The 16,752-nt window shown below is 31.4% G+C and carries 18 protein-coding genes; 15 read left to right on the top strand and 3 right to left on the bottom strand.

Translation table 11 applies throughout. The features are described from left to right. The first annotated feature begins 4 nt into the window (after nt 1-4). Nucleotides 5-244: a CLC_0170 family protein gene (locus B5D41_RS02075; protein ID WP_078808952.1), complete on the top strand. Its 240-nt coding sequence runs from the start codon at nt 5-7 to the stop codon at nt 242-244. 3 nt (nt 245-247) lie between these two features. On the opposite strand, the gene B5D41_RS02070 is transcribed toward B5D41_RS02075, so the two are convergent. After that, nucleotides 248-766, bottom strand: a complete 519-nt coding sequence (locus B5D41_RS02070; protein ID WP_078808951.1) for a TlpA family protein disulfide reductase — start codon at nt 764-766, stop codon at nt 248-250. Between the two features lie 123 nt (nt 767-889). Between B5D41_RS02070 and pcrA the strand changes: the two genes are divergently transcribed. Further along, the gene (gene pcrA, locus B5D41_RS02065) at nt 890-3,037 is read left to right on the top strand and encodes a DNA helicase PcrA (RefSeq protein ID WP_078808950.1); all 2,148 of its coding nucleotides are present in this window, start codon (nt 890-892) and stop codon (nt 3,035-3,037) included. Nucleotides 3,038-3,083: 46 nt separating this feature from the next. After that, nucleotides 3,084-4,721 (top strand): putative manganese-dependent inorganic diphosphatase, encoded by a 1,638-nt coding sequence (locus tag B5D41_RS02060; RefSeq protein ID WP_078808948.1) that lies wholly within the window; start codon nt 3,084-3,086, stop codon nt 4,719-4,721. A gap of 204 nt (nt 4,722-4,925) precedes the next feature. Here B5D41_RS02060 and B5D41_RS02055 read toward each other — a convergent pair whose 3' ends face one another. After that, a complete protein-coding gene (locus B5D41_RS02055) occupies nt 4,926-5,837 on the bottom strand; it encodes a LysR family transcriptional regulator (RefSeq protein WP_078808946.1) in 912 nt (303 codons plus the stop codon). Between the two features lie 119 nt (nt 5,838-5,956). Here B5D41_RS02055 and B5D41_RS02050 point away from each other — a divergent pair, with 119 nt between their 5' ends. From B5D41_RS02050 to tatA, 9 genes are all read left to right on the top strand, one after another. Beyond that, complete coding sequence (locus tag B5D41_RS02050) at nt 5,957-6,571, top strand: YeeE/YedE thiosulfate transporter family protein (RefSeq protein WP_078808944.1); 615 nt, start codon at nt 5,957-5,959, stop codon at nt 6,569-6,571. Between the two features lie 22 nt (nt 6,572-6,593). Next, entirely contained in the window at nt 6,594-6,824 is a 231-nt protein-coding gene (locus B5D41_RS02045; protein WP_078808943.1) for a sulfurtransferase TusA family protein, read from the top strand. 30 nt (nt 6,825-6,854) lie between these two features. Further along, complete coding sequence (locus B5D41_RS02040) at nt 6,855-7,382, top strand: YeeE/YedE thiosulfate transporter family protein (protein ID WP_078808941.1); 528 nt, start codon at nt 6,855-6,857, stop codon at nt 7,380-7,382. Nucleotides 7,383-7,849: 467 nt separating this feature from the next. Next, nucleotides 7,850-8,641 carry a C-GCAxxG-C-C family protein gene (locus tag B5D41_RS02035; protein ID WP_078808939.1) on the top strand — a complete coding sequence of 264 codons (792 nt, stop codon included), beginning with the start codon at nt 7,850-7,852 and terminating at the stop codon, nt 8,639-8,641. A gap of 20 nt (nt 8,642-8,661) precedes the next feature. After that, a complete protein-coding gene (locus B5D41_RS02030) occupies nt 8,662-8,844 on the top strand; it encodes a twin-arginine translocase TatA/TatE family subunit (RefSeq protein WP_078808938.1) in 183 nt (60 codons plus the stop codon). 303 nt (nt 8,845-9,147) lie between these two features. Beyond that, nucleotides 9,148-9,324, top strand: a complete 177-nt coding sequence (locus tag B5D41_RS02025; RefSeq protein WP_078808937.1) for a twin-arginine translocase TatA/TatE family subunit — start codon at nt 9,148-9,150, stop codon at nt 9,322-9,324. A 171-nt stretch (nt 9,325-9,495) separates the two neighbouring features. Next, nucleotides 9,496-10,263: a C-GCAxxG-C-C family protein gene (locus B5D41_RS02020; RefSeq protein WP_078808936.1), complete on the top strand. Its 768-nt coding sequence runs from the start codon at nt 9,496-9,498 to the stop codon at nt 10,261-10,263. Between the two features lie 439 nt (nt 10,264-10,702). Beyond that, nucleotides 10,703-11,470, top strand: coding sequence for a C-GCAxxG-C-C family protein (locus tag B5D41_RS02015; protein WP_078808935.1), 768 nt, complete (start codon nt 10,703-10,705; stop codon nt 11,468-11,470). Nucleotides 11,471-11,497: 27 nt separating this feature from the next. Further along, nucleotides 11,498-11,677 carry a twin-arginine translocase TatA/TatE family subunit gene (tatA, locus tag B5D41_RS02010; protein ID WP_078808934.1) on the top strand — a complete coding sequence of 60 codons (180 nt, stop codon included), beginning with the start codon at nt 11,498-11,500 and terminating at the stop codon, nt 11,675-11,677. 57 nt (nt 11,678-11,734) lie between these two features. Here tatA and B5D41_RS02005 read toward each other — a convergent pair whose 3' ends face one another. Continuing rightward, nucleotides 11,735-12,628 carry a selenium metabolism-associated LysR family transcriptional regulator gene (locus B5D41_RS02005; protein WP_078808932.1) on the bottom strand — a complete coding sequence of 298 codons (894 nt, stop codon included), beginning with the start codon at nt 12,626-12,628 and terminating at the stop codon, nt 11,735-11,737. Between the two features lie 138 nt (nt 12,629-12,766). Between B5D41_RS02005 and B5D41_RS02000 the strand changes: the two genes are divergently transcribed. The 3 genes from B5D41_RS02000 (at nt 12,767) to B5D41_RS01990 (ending at nt 16,725) form a co-directional block, all read left to right on the top strand. Further along, entirely contained in the window at nt 12,767-13,963 is a 1,197-nt protein-coding gene (locus tag B5D41_RS02000) for an iron-containing alcohol dehydrogenase (protein WP_078808930.1), read from the top strand. A gap of 75 nt (nt 13,964-14,038) precedes the next feature. Beyond that, nucleotides 14,039-16,087: an NAD-dependent DNA ligase LigA gene (ligA, locus tag B5D41_RS01995; RefSeq protein WP_078808929.1), complete on the top strand. Its 2,049-nt coding sequence runs from the start codon at nt 14,039-14,041 to the stop codon at nt 16,085-16,087. A gap of 209 nt (nt 16,088-16,296) precedes the next feature. Beyond that, the gene (locus tag B5D41_RS01990) at nt 16,297-16,725 is read left to right on the top strand and encodes a MarR family winged helix-turn-helix transcriptional regulator (RefSeq protein ID WP_078808928.1); all 429 of its coding nucleotides are present in this window, start codon (nt 16,297-16,299) and stop codon (nt 16,723-16,725) included. Nucleotides 16,726-16,752 lie beyond the last annotated feature (27 nt).

Raw genomic sequence — 16,752 nt, 5'->3', positions numbered from 1 at the left:
TGATTTGTCAGTAGTATCAAATTACTTAAAGTTTTTCGTAGAATATTTAGTCAGTGTTTATACCCCTTTGCCAGCTGTGTTAGTAGTTAGCATTGGGGCTTATTCTGCTTTTTATGAAACTCATAATTTAGATGAAGATGATTTAGAACGAGAGAAAAGATTTGCTCAAGTAGTAGGATGGCTTTATATGGTAGGAGGGGCAGCGCTGTATATAGGGTTAAAATTTTATACTTGGTTTAGTTAAAAATTATTTATTAGGTTGCTGTGCTATAGAGTTCAAATTCTTTTTTAACTCAGGTATATCCATTAAGCCGACATGCTTTTCAACCATTATTCCTTGGTTATTGATGAAAATTAAAGTAGGGATAGCACTGATTAATAATTCTTCTGATAATTTGGCATCTTTATCAATTAATAGAGGATAGGTGATACTATTCTCTATTTTTATTTCTTCAACTGCTTCTTTTTCAATAGTACCAATAGAAACTCCATAGATTAAGACTGAATCAGAATATTCATTTTGAATTTTCTGAAGAGTTTGCAGCTGTTTTTGACAACTTAGAGACTTAGGTAGCCAGAAAAGAAGGATGGTCTTAGTATTTATATTTTTGCTAAGATTAATCTTCTTACCAGTATTAGTTTTTAAAGTTAGATCAGGAATTTTAAGATTTTCAGGTTGAGTTGCAGATTTAGGAGCAAAGATAAGGCTAATAGAGATGCCGCTACAGAATGCAATAACAAATAAGATTAAAATAATTCTTTTCATGTTATAAACTCCTTTCTTCTATTAAATAAATTTATGAAAGAATACTCCAAAATAGAACTAAATAGATTAGACATATTCTTGATTATTAGTTATAATTATATCAGTTAAAAGGAGGACTTTAGAATGAATATTTTATCTGACTTAAATCCTCAACAAGAGGAAGCAGTAAAACATGTAGATGGACCTTTATTGGTTTTAGCCGGGGCAGGTAGTGGAAAGACAAGAGTATTAACAAGACGGATTGCTTATTTAATTCAAGAAATTGGGGTAGACCCTTATAATATTTTAGCAGTTACTTTTACTAATAAGGCAGCTACTGAGATGAAAGAACGGATAGAAGAGTTAATCTCTCAGGATAGTAGAGAAGTTTGGATGAGTACTTTTCATTCGATTGCAGTACGCATCTTAAGAAGAGAAATTGGTAAACTAGGTTATAATTCAAATTTTGTTATTTATGATACTACAGATCAGCGAGCATTGATTAAGGATATTATTAAGAATGAGTTAAATTTAGATACTAAACAGTTTGAGCCTCGTTCTGTCTTAAATCAAATTAGTGATGCTAAGAATGAATTAATAGATGTAAAGACTTATCAAGAACGAGTGGGTAGTTATTTTGAACGAATTATTGGAGATGCTTATGAAAAGTATCAACAACGATTAAAGGATAATAATGCTTTAGATTTTGATGACTTAATCATGAAAACAGTGGAGTTATTTAGAGATTATGAATTAGTATTAGATTATTATCGAGAAAGACTTCAATATATATTAGTTGATGAGTATCAAGATGTTAATCATGCTCAATATAAATTAATAAATTTATTGGCTAAGAAACATCAAAACATCTGTGTAGTAGGAGATGATGACCAAGGGATTTATGGATTTAGAGGAGCGGATATTAGTAATATTTTAAACTTTGAAAAGGATTATCCTGACACTAAAGTAATTAAATTAGAGCAAAATTATCGTTCTACTAAGAAGATATTAGATGCAGCTTTTCAAGTGGTTCGTAATAATCAAGGAAGAAAGCCTAAAAAATTATGGACTGATAATGATTCTGGAGATGCAATAACTATTCATCGAGCCTATACAGGAAAGGAAGAGGCAGTATATATTAGCAAAGAAATTATGCAGAGAATTGCTAAAGAAAATTTAAGCTATGATGATTTCACTGTTCTCTATCGGACTAATGCTCAATCTCGTGTTTTAGAAGAAATCTTTATGAAAGAAGGAATCCCATATCGAATTGTAGGTGGCTTAAAATTCTATGATCGTAAAGAGATTAAAGATATTTTGGGTTATTTAAGGTTACTATATAATCCAGCTGATAATATTAGTCTACAGAGAATAATTAATGTACCTAAAAGAGGTATAGGGGCAACGACACTTGAACGACTAAGTAATTTTGCTGAGCAGAAAGACTGTAGTTTATATGATTCGGTACAAAGAGTTGATGAGATTAATTCTATTAGTAGCAGATTTACTGGGAAAGTACAGAAGTTTGGAGAGATGATTTCTTATTTAAGACAGCGAGCAGATGAGATTAATGCTTTAGAGTTAGCAGAGGAGTTATTAACGGAAATTGGTTATTTAGAAGATTTAAGGAAAGAAGGAACTGATCAAGCTCGGAATCGAATCGAGAATATTAAAGAATTATTTACTGTTATAGAAGAATATGTAGAGAAGAATGAGGATGCTAGTCTAGGTGGCTTCTTAGAAGAAGTAGCTTTAATTTCAGATTTAGATACTTTAGATGAAGATGCTGCTGCCGTAGTAATGATGACTTTACATAGTGCAAAAGGTTTGGAATTTCCAGTAGTATTTTTAAGTGGTATGGAAGAAGGTATTTTCCCCCATTCTCGTTCTTTAGAATCTACGGCAGATATTGAAGAAGAAAGAAGACTTTGTTATGTAGGAATTACTAGAGCAGAGCAGAAATTATATTTAACCCATGCTTCCTCTAGAAAGATTTATGGTAGAAGTTCTTATAAACCGCCATCCAGATTTTTAGAAGAACTCCCTAAAAAGTTGTGTGATTCAGGTACTAAATCTAAAGAAATGAAGACTAAAAATACTAGTACTAAAAGTAGTGATGACAATAATGGCGAATATTCTGTAGGGGATCAAGTAAAGCATTCCAAATGGGGTATTGGCAGGGTAGTAAGTATTGATAGAAGTGGTGCAGATGAACAGGTGGCTATTGCCTTTCCAAACGAAGGTATTAAAAAGCTATTGGTTGCTTATGCTCCTTTAAAGAAAGTTAATTAATGATTAAATAAAGATCAATAATTACAGCAGGAGAGTGAGTAGTAGAATGTCAAAAGAGAAAATAGTCATTGGTCATCAGAATCCAGATACTGATTCAATCTGTTCGGCTATTGCCTATGCTAAATTCAAACAGGAATTAGGAGAAAAAGTTGCTGCTGCTAGGTGTGGAGGAATAAATCCTGAGACGAAATTTGTGTTAGATTATTTTAATGTGCAAGCACCAGAATTAGTAACAGATGTATATACTAGAGTCAGTGATATTATGAACCGAAATAATTTAAAAACGGTTGCTCCTAATACACCTATTAAAGAAGTAGGAGAATTATTAGAACAGGAAGAGATTAAAGTAGTTCCGGTTATTAATGAAATAAATGAATTATTAGGAATAGTAACAGCAGGCGATATTGCCCATAGATATTTAGAGGAGTTAGCCGTTGAGTCATTACGAGAGGTACCGACTTCTTTAGAGAATATAATTCATACTTTAGAAGGAGAAGTAATTATTGACCAACAAGATATAAGTGCAGAAGTAACCGGTAATATCATTACCGGGGCTATGGATGCTGAAACCATGCGGAGTTATATTAGTTCAGGAGATATAGTCTTATTAGGTAATCGAGTTAAAGCACAACGTGTTGCTTTAGAAGCTGATATCTCTTGTTTAATAGTTACAGGCGATTTAGAAGTAAAGACTGAAATTAAGGATTTGGCTACTAAAAAAGAGATTACAATTATTAAGGTCCCTCATGATACTTTTGCAGCGGCTAGATTGATTAATATGAGTATTCCTGTTTCTAAAGTGATGAGTATAGAAGTCGAGAGCTTTTATCCTAATGAATTAGTAGATAATGTTAGGGAAGATATTCTTAATTCTGCCCATCGAAGTTATCCAGTAATTGACCGACAGAATAGATTGTTAGGTTTAGTTTCCGCTCGAAACTTAATCGACTTAGAGACTAAGGAAGTTATTTTAGTCGATCATAATGAAAAGAGTCAGGCTGTTGAAGGTATTGCGGAGGCAACTTTATTAGAGGTTATTGATCATCATCGATTAGGTGATTTAGAGACTTTAGAGCCTATTTTAGTTAGAAATGAACCAGTAGGTAGTACAGCTACTATAGTTGCTAAACTTTATTCTGAATATGGAATTGCATTGTCAGAGGAGATAGCAGGGATTTTATTAGCAGCGATTCTGTCAGATACAGTTATCTTTAGATCTCCGACTTGTACTTTGGTTGATAGAGAAGTAGCTAATAATTTAGCAGAAATTATTGATGAGGATATAGAAAAAATTGGTAGATCAATCTTTAAAGCAGGTTCGGTCCTAAATAAATTAGAACCTAGAGAATTGATTTTAAATGATTTTAAAGAATATGCTTTCAATGAAGTTAAGATTGGTGTAGGTCAAATTGAAATTATGGATTTAGAAGAATTTAAGAAACAAGATATGCAGATTCTAACTGCTTTACAGAAGTTAAAGGAAGAAAAAAGTTTGAATTATATCTTTTTAATGGTAACTGATATTTTAAATGAAGGCAGTCTATTATTATTTAACAAGCAGGCTGGATCTTTAGTTAAACGCAGTTTTGTTAGTGAGGATAGAGAGATAGGTGTATATTTAACTGGAGTTATGTCCAGGAAAAAGCAGATAATTCCAATCCTATCTAAGATGTTAACTAATTAATAGGATTAAAAGAATATAAGGCATTATAAAGCATTATAAAACATTAAGGCTACTTTATTCATGAATAAAGTAGCCTTTTTAATCTTTAAAAATTAAATAATTTTAGGATTATATTTGTAAATTTAGGTTAGAAAAGAGGAAAATTCATTTAAATATAAAAATATATAAATAATAGTACTTTATTATGTGATGAATTTTATACTACTAACAGAAGATTTGTTCATTTTGAATACTTAAAAATGTAATGAAGCGGGTAATGATATTTGGTTGATCTGTTTGGTTTTGGTGAATTAATTTAAATTTGACTCTTAGTTTATCTTTTGAAGTATTATTAATATCGAATGTTTTTATTATATCTTGATAAATTTCTTTTTTGATGGATGAGTGAGAAACAATTGATACTCCTAATCCAGATTCTACTGCTGATTTTATAGCTGTTATACTATCCATTTCAGTAATAATATTTAAGTCATCTATTTTTAGATTGTTTGAATCTATAAATTGATTAAATTTTTGTCTAATACCAAAGCTTTCATTAAGCAAGATTAAAGGTGATTCTTTTAATTCTTCTAATGAGATAATATCTTTTTTAAATTTTAGTGGTGATGCTATAAATTTTAATTCATCATACATGATTTTTTTAGTATTTAAGTTAGTTTCAGGTGGGACTTCACCTTCTACAATGCCTATACTAACTTTATTATTTAGTACTTCTTGAATTATTTCTTCTGTGTGGTTAACTTTTAATTGAATATCAATTTTTGGGTGTTTATCTTTAAAAGTCCAAATCGTACATGGGAGTAAATATTCACCAGGAGTTACACTTGCTCCAACTATTAAATTTAGATTTTCTAGATTTAGGTGTTTATCTATTTCTTTTTCTAAATTATCATGGGTTTCTAAGAGTTTTTTACCATATTCATAAACTGTTCTACCTGCTTTAGTTAGATTAACACCTTGACTTGTTCTATTAAATAGTCTTGTTCCGTAATATTCTTCCATTGATTTAATATGTTTGCTGATAGCAGGTTGGCTTAAATATAATAGATTAGCAGCTTTAGAAAAACTTTTGACTTGAGTTACTGTATTAAAAATTTTGAATTGATAAATTTTCATTTAGATCACCTTTTATTTTAAGATTTTATTTATATTAAAGTTCATCTAAGTAACTTTTTCAACTAAAAGCATTAATATTCCTGCTTATTATTTCATATTAATATAAAGAAGGGATAAATATGGATAAAAATAAGAAAGAGCAGTTAATTGGATTTATGATTATTTTAATTATAGCAGTAGTAATTGAGCTGAATCTTCTTCAGTTATCTGTAAGAATAGGTTTATTTTGGATTATTGGTTTGTTAATAGGCTTTGTTCTTCAGCGGGCTAATTTTTGTTTTGCTGGGGGTTTTTTGAACTTAATATTATTTAAGGATACCAAATTAGTAAAGGCAATAATTATTTTATTAGGAATTTCTACTGTAGGATTTGCAGTACATCAATACTTATTTTTTACTAATTATCATCAAATAATAGGTAGAATATTACCTTGGGGAATATTTACAGTAGTTGGTGGATTATTATTTGGCTTAGGAATGTCTTTAGCTGGAGGGTGTGCATGTAGCAGTTTAGTAAAAATGGGTGAAGGAACAGTCACGTTTATATTAGTGATTGTTGGCTTAATTATTGGTAGTACTATTGCTGTTGGACATCTGGACTGGTGGAGAAGTCAGCTTATAATGGAACCCGTTTTTTTTCCAAAGTATTTAGGATGGTTTAAAGCAATAATTTTACAACTAATATTTTTAGTTTTAATTTATCTTTATACAAAGTGGTTAGATAAGTATAAATAATAATATTTAGAGGTGAATATGAATGGGTGAAAAAATATCTTTAGAATTATTAGGGGAAGTATGTCCAGTACCTTTATTAAAGACAGAAGATAAAGTTAAAAATTTAGATGATGGTAGTAGATTATTTATTAAAGTTGATCATACTCAAGCTGTAAGAAATCTTATGGATTGGTGTGAAGAAAAAGATTATATTTTTGAAGTAGATGAATTAGCACCAGGCATTTGGGAACTAAAGGTAACTAAAGGTAACTAAAAGTTGAAAGTATAGAGGAGATATAAGATAATGAAGTTAGATGATGAAAACTTTTCTTTATTAAATAATAATTGGCCTTACTGGTTAGGTGGCATTCTGTTAGCTATATTAAATATTATAATCTTTGTTTTGAATGATAAGCCATGGGGTGTTACTACAACTTTTACTTTACTTGGAGCTAAGGGTTTAGAGGTAGTTGGGATAGATGTTTTGCAGTGGTCTTATATAAGTAATACTTTACAAGGACAAGAAATTATATCTTATTTACTGAAATATCAAGGTGCAATTCTGAATTTAGGTATTGTAGCAGGTGCTCTTCTATCTATTTTATTAGCAAATCAATTTAGAATACGACCGATTTATAAATGGAAGCAGGGATTAACTGCACTATTTGGTGGAATTTTGATGGGGTATGGTGCACGAATAGCTGGAGGCTGTAATATTGGTTCTATGCTTACAGGAATAGCATCGATGTCTTTGCATGGGTGGATCTTTACTTTGTTTTTAATAATAGGGGTTTATATTGGAAGCAAGATTATTAGAACTTTTATAATATAAGTATATTATTCTTGGAATTTATAATTTAATATTTTTGTTTAAAGCAGACTTTTATCAAGGTCTGCTTTTTTTATTTAAGGTAGATATTAATTAATAATTAGTTGTGAGTATTTAATAATTAGTACATATTGGTTATTTAGTAAAATTAATATTTTTTTTGTAAAAGATAAAGGAGAATTTTGATTTATATCTAAATTATTAAGTACATGATATTTAGTATTGGTTAAAAACAATTTAACATATTATTATCTATAGAGCAATATTCAACGTTAAATAGATAATAAAAAATATATTTGCTTATTTTCACTAAGACCATTATTTCATAGTGAAATTCATTTTTTTATAATGAAAGGAGGTGGTTAGAAAGAAAGCTAACTATAATCCTAAGGTTGTTATAAGTGAAATTGAGTAATAAGGGGATAGGATTAAGAGGAATATAATATTTAAAATTAAGGGGTGTATAAATAATGTCAGAAGAAAAAGTGTCTAGAAGAGATTTTCTAGCTAAAGCAGGTGGAGTTGCAGCAGGAGCAATGGCATTAACAGCAGGGGTAAATTTATCAGATGCAAATGCATCAGATGGATTAGAAGGATTACCAGAGTATAATGGTTCATGGAGAGAATATTACAAAAAATTAGATCCAGAAGCTATTAGAGAAAAAGCATATAAAAATTATCTAACAGGGATGCACTGTGGTGAGTCTACATTTGCTGCATTAACTGAAGCATTAGGTTTCCCTTTTAATGAAATTCCTACACAGACTATGTGGTTTGGACTTGGTGGTGTATCATTATGGGGAACTACTTGCGGAACATTACTTGGTACATCTGCGGTCGTTTCATTAATATTAGGAAGATCTAAGAAGGATACAGTAGGTTTATTAGATGAATTAATGGCTTGGTATAGTACTGAACCTTTACCATTTAAGAAGAATAGCGGACAGACAAAGAGTGTATCTGGTTCTCCACTTTGTCACGTTTCTGTCACTAAATGGTCTAGAAAATCAGGAAATGCTACTGGTTCTAAAGCAAGAGGAAAGCGTTGCGCTAGACTTGCTGGTGATGTAGCAGCTAAAACAGCAGAATTATTAAATGCTAAGCTTATTGATGGCAAATTTAATCGAGAATATGCTTTACCAGGTGTAGCAGAGAAATGTACTGGTTGTCACAGCATGAAGAGTGACTTTGAAGCGGGTGGATTTACACACGGTAAGATGGACTGTGAGTCGTGCCATGAAGATGCTCATATGTTAGACTAATAGATTAGGAGGAATAACATATGTTTGGATTAGGACCTACAGAATTAATTTTAATTTTAGTTATAGCTTTAGTAATCTTTGGACCTAGCAAATTACCAGAGATTGGACAAGCTATAGGTAATGGAGTTAAGGAATTTAAATCAGCTACCAAAGAGATAGAGAATGGAGTTAAATCCATTGAAGATACTGAAGATCAATCATAAACAATAGTACATATTAAAGCTAGAGGCATATATGCCTCTAGCTTTTTTTACGTTTATTCATATTTATTTTAGTTATATCAGTATAATAAATAAGAAATAATATTTAGTTATACCATCATAATAGATAGTAATAACTAGAATAGAGGAGAAAATCAATATATATATAAGTTATTAAGTATAGACAGTAATTATTAGTCATTAATCGCATATATTTATTTAAAATTAGTATTTATGGTATCATTGAGCCTGGATAGTTAAAGGGAAATAAGTTTTAACTTGATATATTTAAAAGGGGGGATAAATATGTTTGGATTAGGACCTACAGAATTAATTTTAATTTTAGTCATAGCTTTAGTAATTTTTGGGCCTAGTAAACTACCAGAAATTGGACAAGCCATAGGTAATGGAGTTAAGGAATTTAAATCAGCTACCAAAGAGATAGAGAGTGGAGTTAAATCTATTGAGGATTCTGAAGAATAATTTTTTTTAATTCATAAACTTAGTGAAAGCATACACTTTCACAATTAAGAGTGGAGTTAAAAAAGGAGGTGGAATTGTAGATAGGAGAAAGCTATTAAATATTTACTTTATAGTTAAAAGAAGTAAGGTTATAATCAATAAGGGTTAAATAAAAAATAGGAGGGGTAAGTTATGACAGAAGAAAAGAAGAATATGTCCAGACGGAAGTTTTTAGCTAATGCAGGAGGTTTTGCAGCAGGAGCTATGGCTATGGGTGCAGGATTAGGCTTATCAAGTAAGGAAGCAGAAGCTGGGAGTTTACCAGAATATCCTTGGAAGCAGTATTTTACTGAGAAGTTAGATGTTGAAAAGATAAGAAGAAAAGCAACAAAATATTATGGTCAAGGAAATCATTGTGGTGAGTCTACTTTTAGAGCAATAATTGAAGAATTAGGTGAACCATTTAGTAATGTTCCTTCGCAAGTTATGTGGTTTGGAGCAGGTGGAGGAGCAGGCTGGGCTACACTTTGTGGAACAGTAAATGGTTCTGGTGCAGCTTTTTCATTAATATTTGGTAGAAGTAAGACTACAATGGGCTTAGTAAGTGAATTATTTGGCTGGTATAGTGAAACACCTTTACCTAGAAAAGAGAGTAGTGATCAGGCAAAAAGTGTAGCTGGTACTCCAATTTGCCATGCTTCGGTTACTAATTGGTGTGAAGCATCTGGTAAGAAAGCTTTCTCTGAAGAAAGAGCTGCTCGTTGTGGTAGATTAGCTGGTGATGTAGCAGCTAAAGCAGCAGAATTACTTAATGCTCAGCTTAAAGGTAACTTTGCACCTGTATATGAAATTCCAGAAGAAGCTCAAGAATGTATGGGCTGTCATACTAAAGATAGTATGTTAGAGAACACAAGAGGTAAGATGGATTGTTTAGAGTGTCATGATAATCCACATGAGTAATAATTTTTAATTAAACTGACATGTTATACCCCAGTTAATTTTGGTCCTATCCCCTAATAATAAATAGGAGCAAGATTGTATAAAGAATAAGTGAAACTAAAATCTAAATTCAATAAAACAAAAAGGCTAGAGGGATTCCCTCTAGCCTTTTTTATGCTACTAGTTATAACTTATGGTTATAGAGTGTTGCTAAAGAGTGATTAATAGATGGAAGATAATAGAAATAGAATTATATAAAAGAAAGAAATTTTAAGTGTTTAATTAGAGGAGAGGTTATTTCGTTATATGTGACTTGATTTATTGAAACATTTGTGAAAAATAGTACTTAAAAAGTTAAATAAATTAGAAAGGAGTGATAGAAGAAATCACTACTATCTAAGTAATAATGTTAATTGTTTAAATTTTTACTATAGCTTAATAAAAATAGGAGGGGTAAGTTATGACAGAAGAAAAGCAGAACATGTCAAGAAGAAAGTTTTTAGCTAATGCAGGTGGGTTTGCAGCAGGGGCTATGGCTATGACTGCAGGATTAGGCTTATCAAGTAAGGAAGCAGAAGCTGGGAGTTTACCAGAATATCCTTGGAAGCAGTATTTTACTGAAAAATTAGATGTTGAAAAGATAAGAAAAAAAGCAACAGCTTATTATCATGAAGGGAATCATTGTGGTGAGTCTACTTTTAGAGCTATAACTGAAGAATTAGGTGAGCCGTTTAGTAATGTTCCTTCTCAAGTTTTATGGTTTGGAGCCGGTGGAGGAGCAGGTTGGGCTACACTTTGTGGAGCACCGAATGGCGGTGGAGCAGCTATTTCATTAGTATATGGTAGAAGGAAAACTACAATGGGCTTAGTAAGTGAATTATTTGGTTGGTATAGTGAGACGCCTTTACCGAGAAAGAAAAGCTCTGACCAGACGCAGAGTGTGGCCGGATCTCCTTTATGTCACGCTTCAGTTACTAATTGGTGTGAAGAATCAGGTAAAAAAGCTTTTTCTAAGGAAAGAGCTGATCGTTGTGGTAGATTAGCTGGAGATGTAGCAGCTAAAGCAGCTGAATTACTTAATGCACAATTAGCTGGCAGTTTTGCTCCAACATATGAGATTCCAGCAGAAGCTAAAGCATGTATGAATTGTCATACTAAGGGCAGTATGTTAGAAAATACAAGAGGTAAGATGGATTGTACAGATTGTCATGAAGATGCTCATAAATAATTTTAATTAGACTAGGAGGCCACAAATATGTTTGGATTAGGACCTACAGAATTAATTCTGATTTTAATTATTTCTTTGGTGATTTTTGGTCCTAGTAAATTACCTGAGATAGGAAATACACTTGGGAAAGCTATTAGTGAATTTAAATCAGCAACGAAAGAAGTTGAAACAGAGGCTAAAGCAATTACTGATTCAGATGACGAGTAAACAAAAGAGCCCCTGTTAATTAACAGGAGCTCTTTTTATTTTATGTTTTTAAATAATTTATTTGAAGTTTTGTGTGGATGATTTTATGTAATCTATAAATTTGTTAAAAAGTGGTGAGTGATATTTATCTTTATGATATATTATTTTGAATTTTCTTTTGAATTTGATATTATCTAATTTTATTTTCGCTAATTTTCCTTCAACAATTTCTTTTTTAATTGCTATTTTAGGTAGAATTGAAATACCCATATTAGCTTCTATAGCTTTTTTAATTGCATCTATATTATTCAATACATGTTTTATTTCATATGAAAGATTAAATTGTTTTAAAGTATTTTCGATAACCTCCCTAGTTCCACTCCCTTTTTCCCTCATAATAAAAGATTCATTCCTGATTTTTTCTGAAGAAATTGAGTCTTTATTAGCCCACTCATGTCTTATAGAACATACTAGATATAGTTCATCATCAAAGAAAGGTTCAATAATAATATCATTTGAATTGATCGGTCCTTCAATAAAAGCAATATCTATTTCATTATTAAGGATCATTTTTCTTATAATTTTTGTATTATCGATTATAAAAGGTAGTTCGACATCTTGATGTTTTTTATTAAATGCACTAATGATATCAGGGAGTAAGTATGTTCCTATGGTCATACTAGCTCCAATCCGAAGTTGACCTAGTTTGAGATTTGCAATATCTGTCATGGCATTTTCAGCTTCATTGATCAGATTTACAATTCTTTTGCTATATCTTAGAAAAATTTCACCGGCATGAGTTAAGATAAGTCTTTTCTTTATTCGGTCAAAGAGTCTTACATTAAGCTTATCTTCTAATCCTAAAATAGTCTGGCTAATAGCTGGTTGAGTCATATATAATTTTCTAGCTGCAGCTGACATACTACCAGTTTCACAAACAGTTATAAAAATTTCTAGAGCTCTCAAAGTCATTATATACACCTCATAAGTAATTAGTTATTATATATAATAATATCATATTATATCATTAATGCAAAATAGTAATTAGTTATTTTTTAGTTTGTATATATAATAAGTAAATTCATAAAATAAAAAGAGGAGGTGTCTGTAATGAAGAAAGTTTCTGCAACAGAGAAAGATTCTGCAACGGAGAAAGTTTATGAATATTATATGCCACCAGTTACTTTAATGGGAGTAAGGGCAGTTGAAAGAATAGGAGAACAGATAAAAGAATTAAAAGGTTCAAAAGCTTTAATTGTAACAGATAAAAAATTGATTAAAATTGGGATTGTAAATCAAGTGGTAGATTATATTAAAGCTGCTAATATAGAAACCGAAATTTTTGATGGAGTTAAACCTAATCCAACGGTTGAAAATGTAGAAGATGGATTAGATATATTAGAGATAAAGGAGTGTGATATTCTAGTATCTATAGGGGGAGGAAGCGCTCATGATTGTGCAAAAGCTATTTCTTTAGTTGCTACCAATGGAGGTATAATTAATCATTATGAAGGCACTAATCAAGCAACAGAACCTACAATGCCTTTAGTATCTGTAAATACCACTGCTGGAACTGCTAGTGAAATGACACATTTTTGCATTATCACTGATGAAGAAAGATATGTTAAGATGTCTATTGTTGATTGGAAGCTAACTCCAAATGTAGCTATTAATGATCCGCTTTTAATGATGAAGAAACCGCCGGCATTGACAGCAGAGACAGGAATGGATGCTTTAACTCATGCTATTGAAGCATATATGTCCACTTCTGCTTCACCATTGACTGATGCCGCAGCTTTAATGTCTATTAAATTAATATCGCAGAATTTAAGACAAGCAGTAGCGAATGGTGAGAGATTAGAAGCTAGAGATAAGATGGCATATGCTCAATTCTTAGCAGGGATGGCATTTAATAATGCTTCACTTGGTTTAGTACATGCTATGTCACATCAATTAGGTGGATTTTATGATTTAACTCATGGAGTTTGTAATGCTATTTTACTTCCGCATGTAGAAAGATTCAATTTAATTGCAGATCCTCAAAGATTAGCTAATATTGCAGAAGCAATGGGGGAGAATATTACAGGTTTATCAGTTAGAGAAGCTGCTAATAAGGCTATTGATGCAATTATTACTTTATCTACAGATATTGATATCCCTCAGCGGTTAAGAGACTTAAAAACAGAGGTGCGACCAGAGGACTTTGAGTTGTTAGCAGAAAATGCTTTAAAAGACACTACTAGTTTAACTAATCCAAGAAAGGCAACTGAAGAAGAAGTTGTTGCAATTTTTGATGCAGCTTATTGAGAGGGGTTTATAAGTAAGTTAGTTATCTAGACAACCTCTTTAATTAATGTTACAATATTTTAAGAGGTGATTAAGATGGAAGATCAAAAAAGATTGTTAGAAGAAATGAAAGAACTGGTTGAGAAATTAAATGAATATAATTATCATTATTATGTTTTAGATCAGCCATTAATTAGTGATAAAGAATATGATAGACTTTATGATAGATTGGTAGAATTGGAAGAAGAGACTGGTGAAAGATTACCGAATTCTCCAACTCAAAGAATTGGTGGTAAACCTTTAGATGGATTTGAATCACATCGACATCTTGCTAAATTATGGAGTTTAGATAAAGCGCAGAGTGGAGAGGAATTACGGGATTGGGATCGTAGAGTAAAGAAGCTAGTTGCCAATTATAATGCAGAAAATGCAGAAGAAATCTTACCTAAGCCTGAATATGTTGTTGAGTATAAATTTGATGGTTTAACAATTAATCTTACATATGATAATGGTGAATTAGTTCAAGCCGCTACTCGAGGTAATGGTGAAGTCGGTGAGGGTATTTTAGAGCAAGTAAAGACAATTAAGACTATTCCTTTAACGATTCCATTCCAAGCAGGAAGGCTAGAAGTACAAGGGGAAGGAATTATGCGATTATCGGTATTAGAAGAATATAATGAAGAAGCAGAGACTCCTCTTAAAAATGCCCGAAATGCAGCAGCTGGAGCATTAAGAAATTTAGACCCTAAAGTAACTGCTAAACGTAATCTAGATGCTTTCTTTTATAATATAGGCTATTATGAGGGGGTAGAGTTTGATAATCATCTAGAGGTTTTGAAATTTTTGCGTGATAATAAATTTATGGTCAATGATTATGTTAAAACCTTTAATAAGATTGAAGATGTCATAGAGGAGATGGAACGAGTTGAAAATGATTTAGAAGAATTGGATTACTTAATAGATGGTATGGTAGTTAAGATTAATGATTTATATACTAGAGAAGTTCTAGGATATACAGCTAAAGCACCGCGATGGGCTATAGCTTATAAATTTGCGGCTAAAGAAGTGACTACTACGCTTAAAGATATTAAATGGCAAGTTGGAAGAACTGGAAAATTAACTCCAGTAGCTATTTTGGAACCGGTAGACATTGAAGGAGCTACGATTCAGAAGGCTACTTTAAATAATTGGGATGATATTCAACGTAAAGATGTAGCTAAAGGTTGTAGAGTATGGCTGCGGCGTTCTAATGATGTTATTCCTGAGATTATGGGGAGAGTAGAAATAGAAGAAGATGAAGAAGAGAATAATGTAGAACCGATTATTAAACCAGAAGAGTGTCCGACCTGTGGTAGTGAATTAGTTCAAGAAGGAGTACATCTTTTCTGTCCCAATTCTCTTTCTTGTAAACCCCAATTAGTTTCTAGGTTGTCTCATTTTGCTAGCCGTGATGCTATGGAAGTTGAAACCTTTAGTGATAAAACAGCATCTCTATTGTACGAAGAGTTAGATTTAAGGGATATAGCTGATCTCTATTATTTAAATTATGATGAATTATTAGAACTAGACAGGTTTGGTGAAAAGAAAGCACAGAATTTATTAGATGCTATAGAGGCGAGTAAGGATGTTAATTTAGGGTCATTTATTTATGGAATAGGAATTCCTAATGTAGGTAAGAATACTGCTGAGTTATTGGCAGATGAATTCCAATCTTTAGATCAAATAATGTTGGTTGAGAGAGAAGATTTGTTAGAAATAAATGGGGTTGGTGAGGTTGTAGCTAAAGGGATAGTTGATTTCTTTAAAGATGAAAATGTACGGAATAGTATTCAACGCATGTTAGATGCTGGTCTAGAGCCAACTCATGATAGTATAGAAATATTAGATGATAACCAAGAAGAAAATATCTTTGTAGATAAGACAGTAGTTATTACTGGATCATTACCAGATCTGACGCGTAGTGAAGCTAAGGATAAAGTTAAAGTATTAGGTGGTAAGGTAACTAGTAGTGTAAGTGGCAATACGGATATTTTAATCGCTGGTGAGCGTGCTGGTTCTAAACTTGATAAAGCGCAGGAATTAGGCACTCAAATTCTTAATGATGAAGAGTTTACTGAAATATTAGAATCAATTGATTTAGAATAATATTAAATATAATAAATTAATAAGTATAGAAAAGCAAAATAAATTTATAAGAAATTATTAGAAGGTAGAATGCCTAGGTTAACATATACTAATCATTCTACTTTGTTTTTTTGATAAGTATCCATATAAGGGAAAAAACAGTTGAATATGTAAGATTTATATGTTAGAATAATAGTTGCAATAACAACGAAATTTAAAGAGGTGGAAGTATGAGTTTGAATTATCCTATTGGTAAGTGGTTATCGAAGATATATAAACATAATAGAAAATATATTTCAGAGAGATTGACGAGCTATAATTTAAATAGCAGTGAAGCTAGCTTACTTATGTATTTATATAGTGAAGGAGATGGAATTAATCAAGATGAAATAGCAATAGATATGGGATTAGATAAAGCAACAATTTCTAGGGTCATTAAGCAGCTTGTTGATAAAGATTACATTATAAGAAAGAAATCATCAGAAGATAAGAGAGTATACATAGTACATCTTAATGATAAAGCTAATAGTATAAAATCAATAATTAGCAATACATATCAGAGTTGGTTTACTTTAATTACAGAAGATATACCAGAGAAAGAAGTAGATGTTATTTTAAAGAATTTAGAGAAGATGTTTAATAAGGTTAAGAATGAATAAGAAAGAAGCTAATGAGTACGAGGAGGG

Source organism: Selenihalanaerobacter shriftii (genome assembly GCF_900167185.1).
Lineage (GTDB): Bacteria > Bacillota > Halanaerobiia > Halobacteroidales > Acetohalobiaceae > Selenihalanaerobacter > Selenihalanaerobacter shriftii.
The sequence above is the reverse complement of the archived record's forward strand: the minus strand, read 5'-3'. Positions and strand labels throughout refer to the sequence as shown.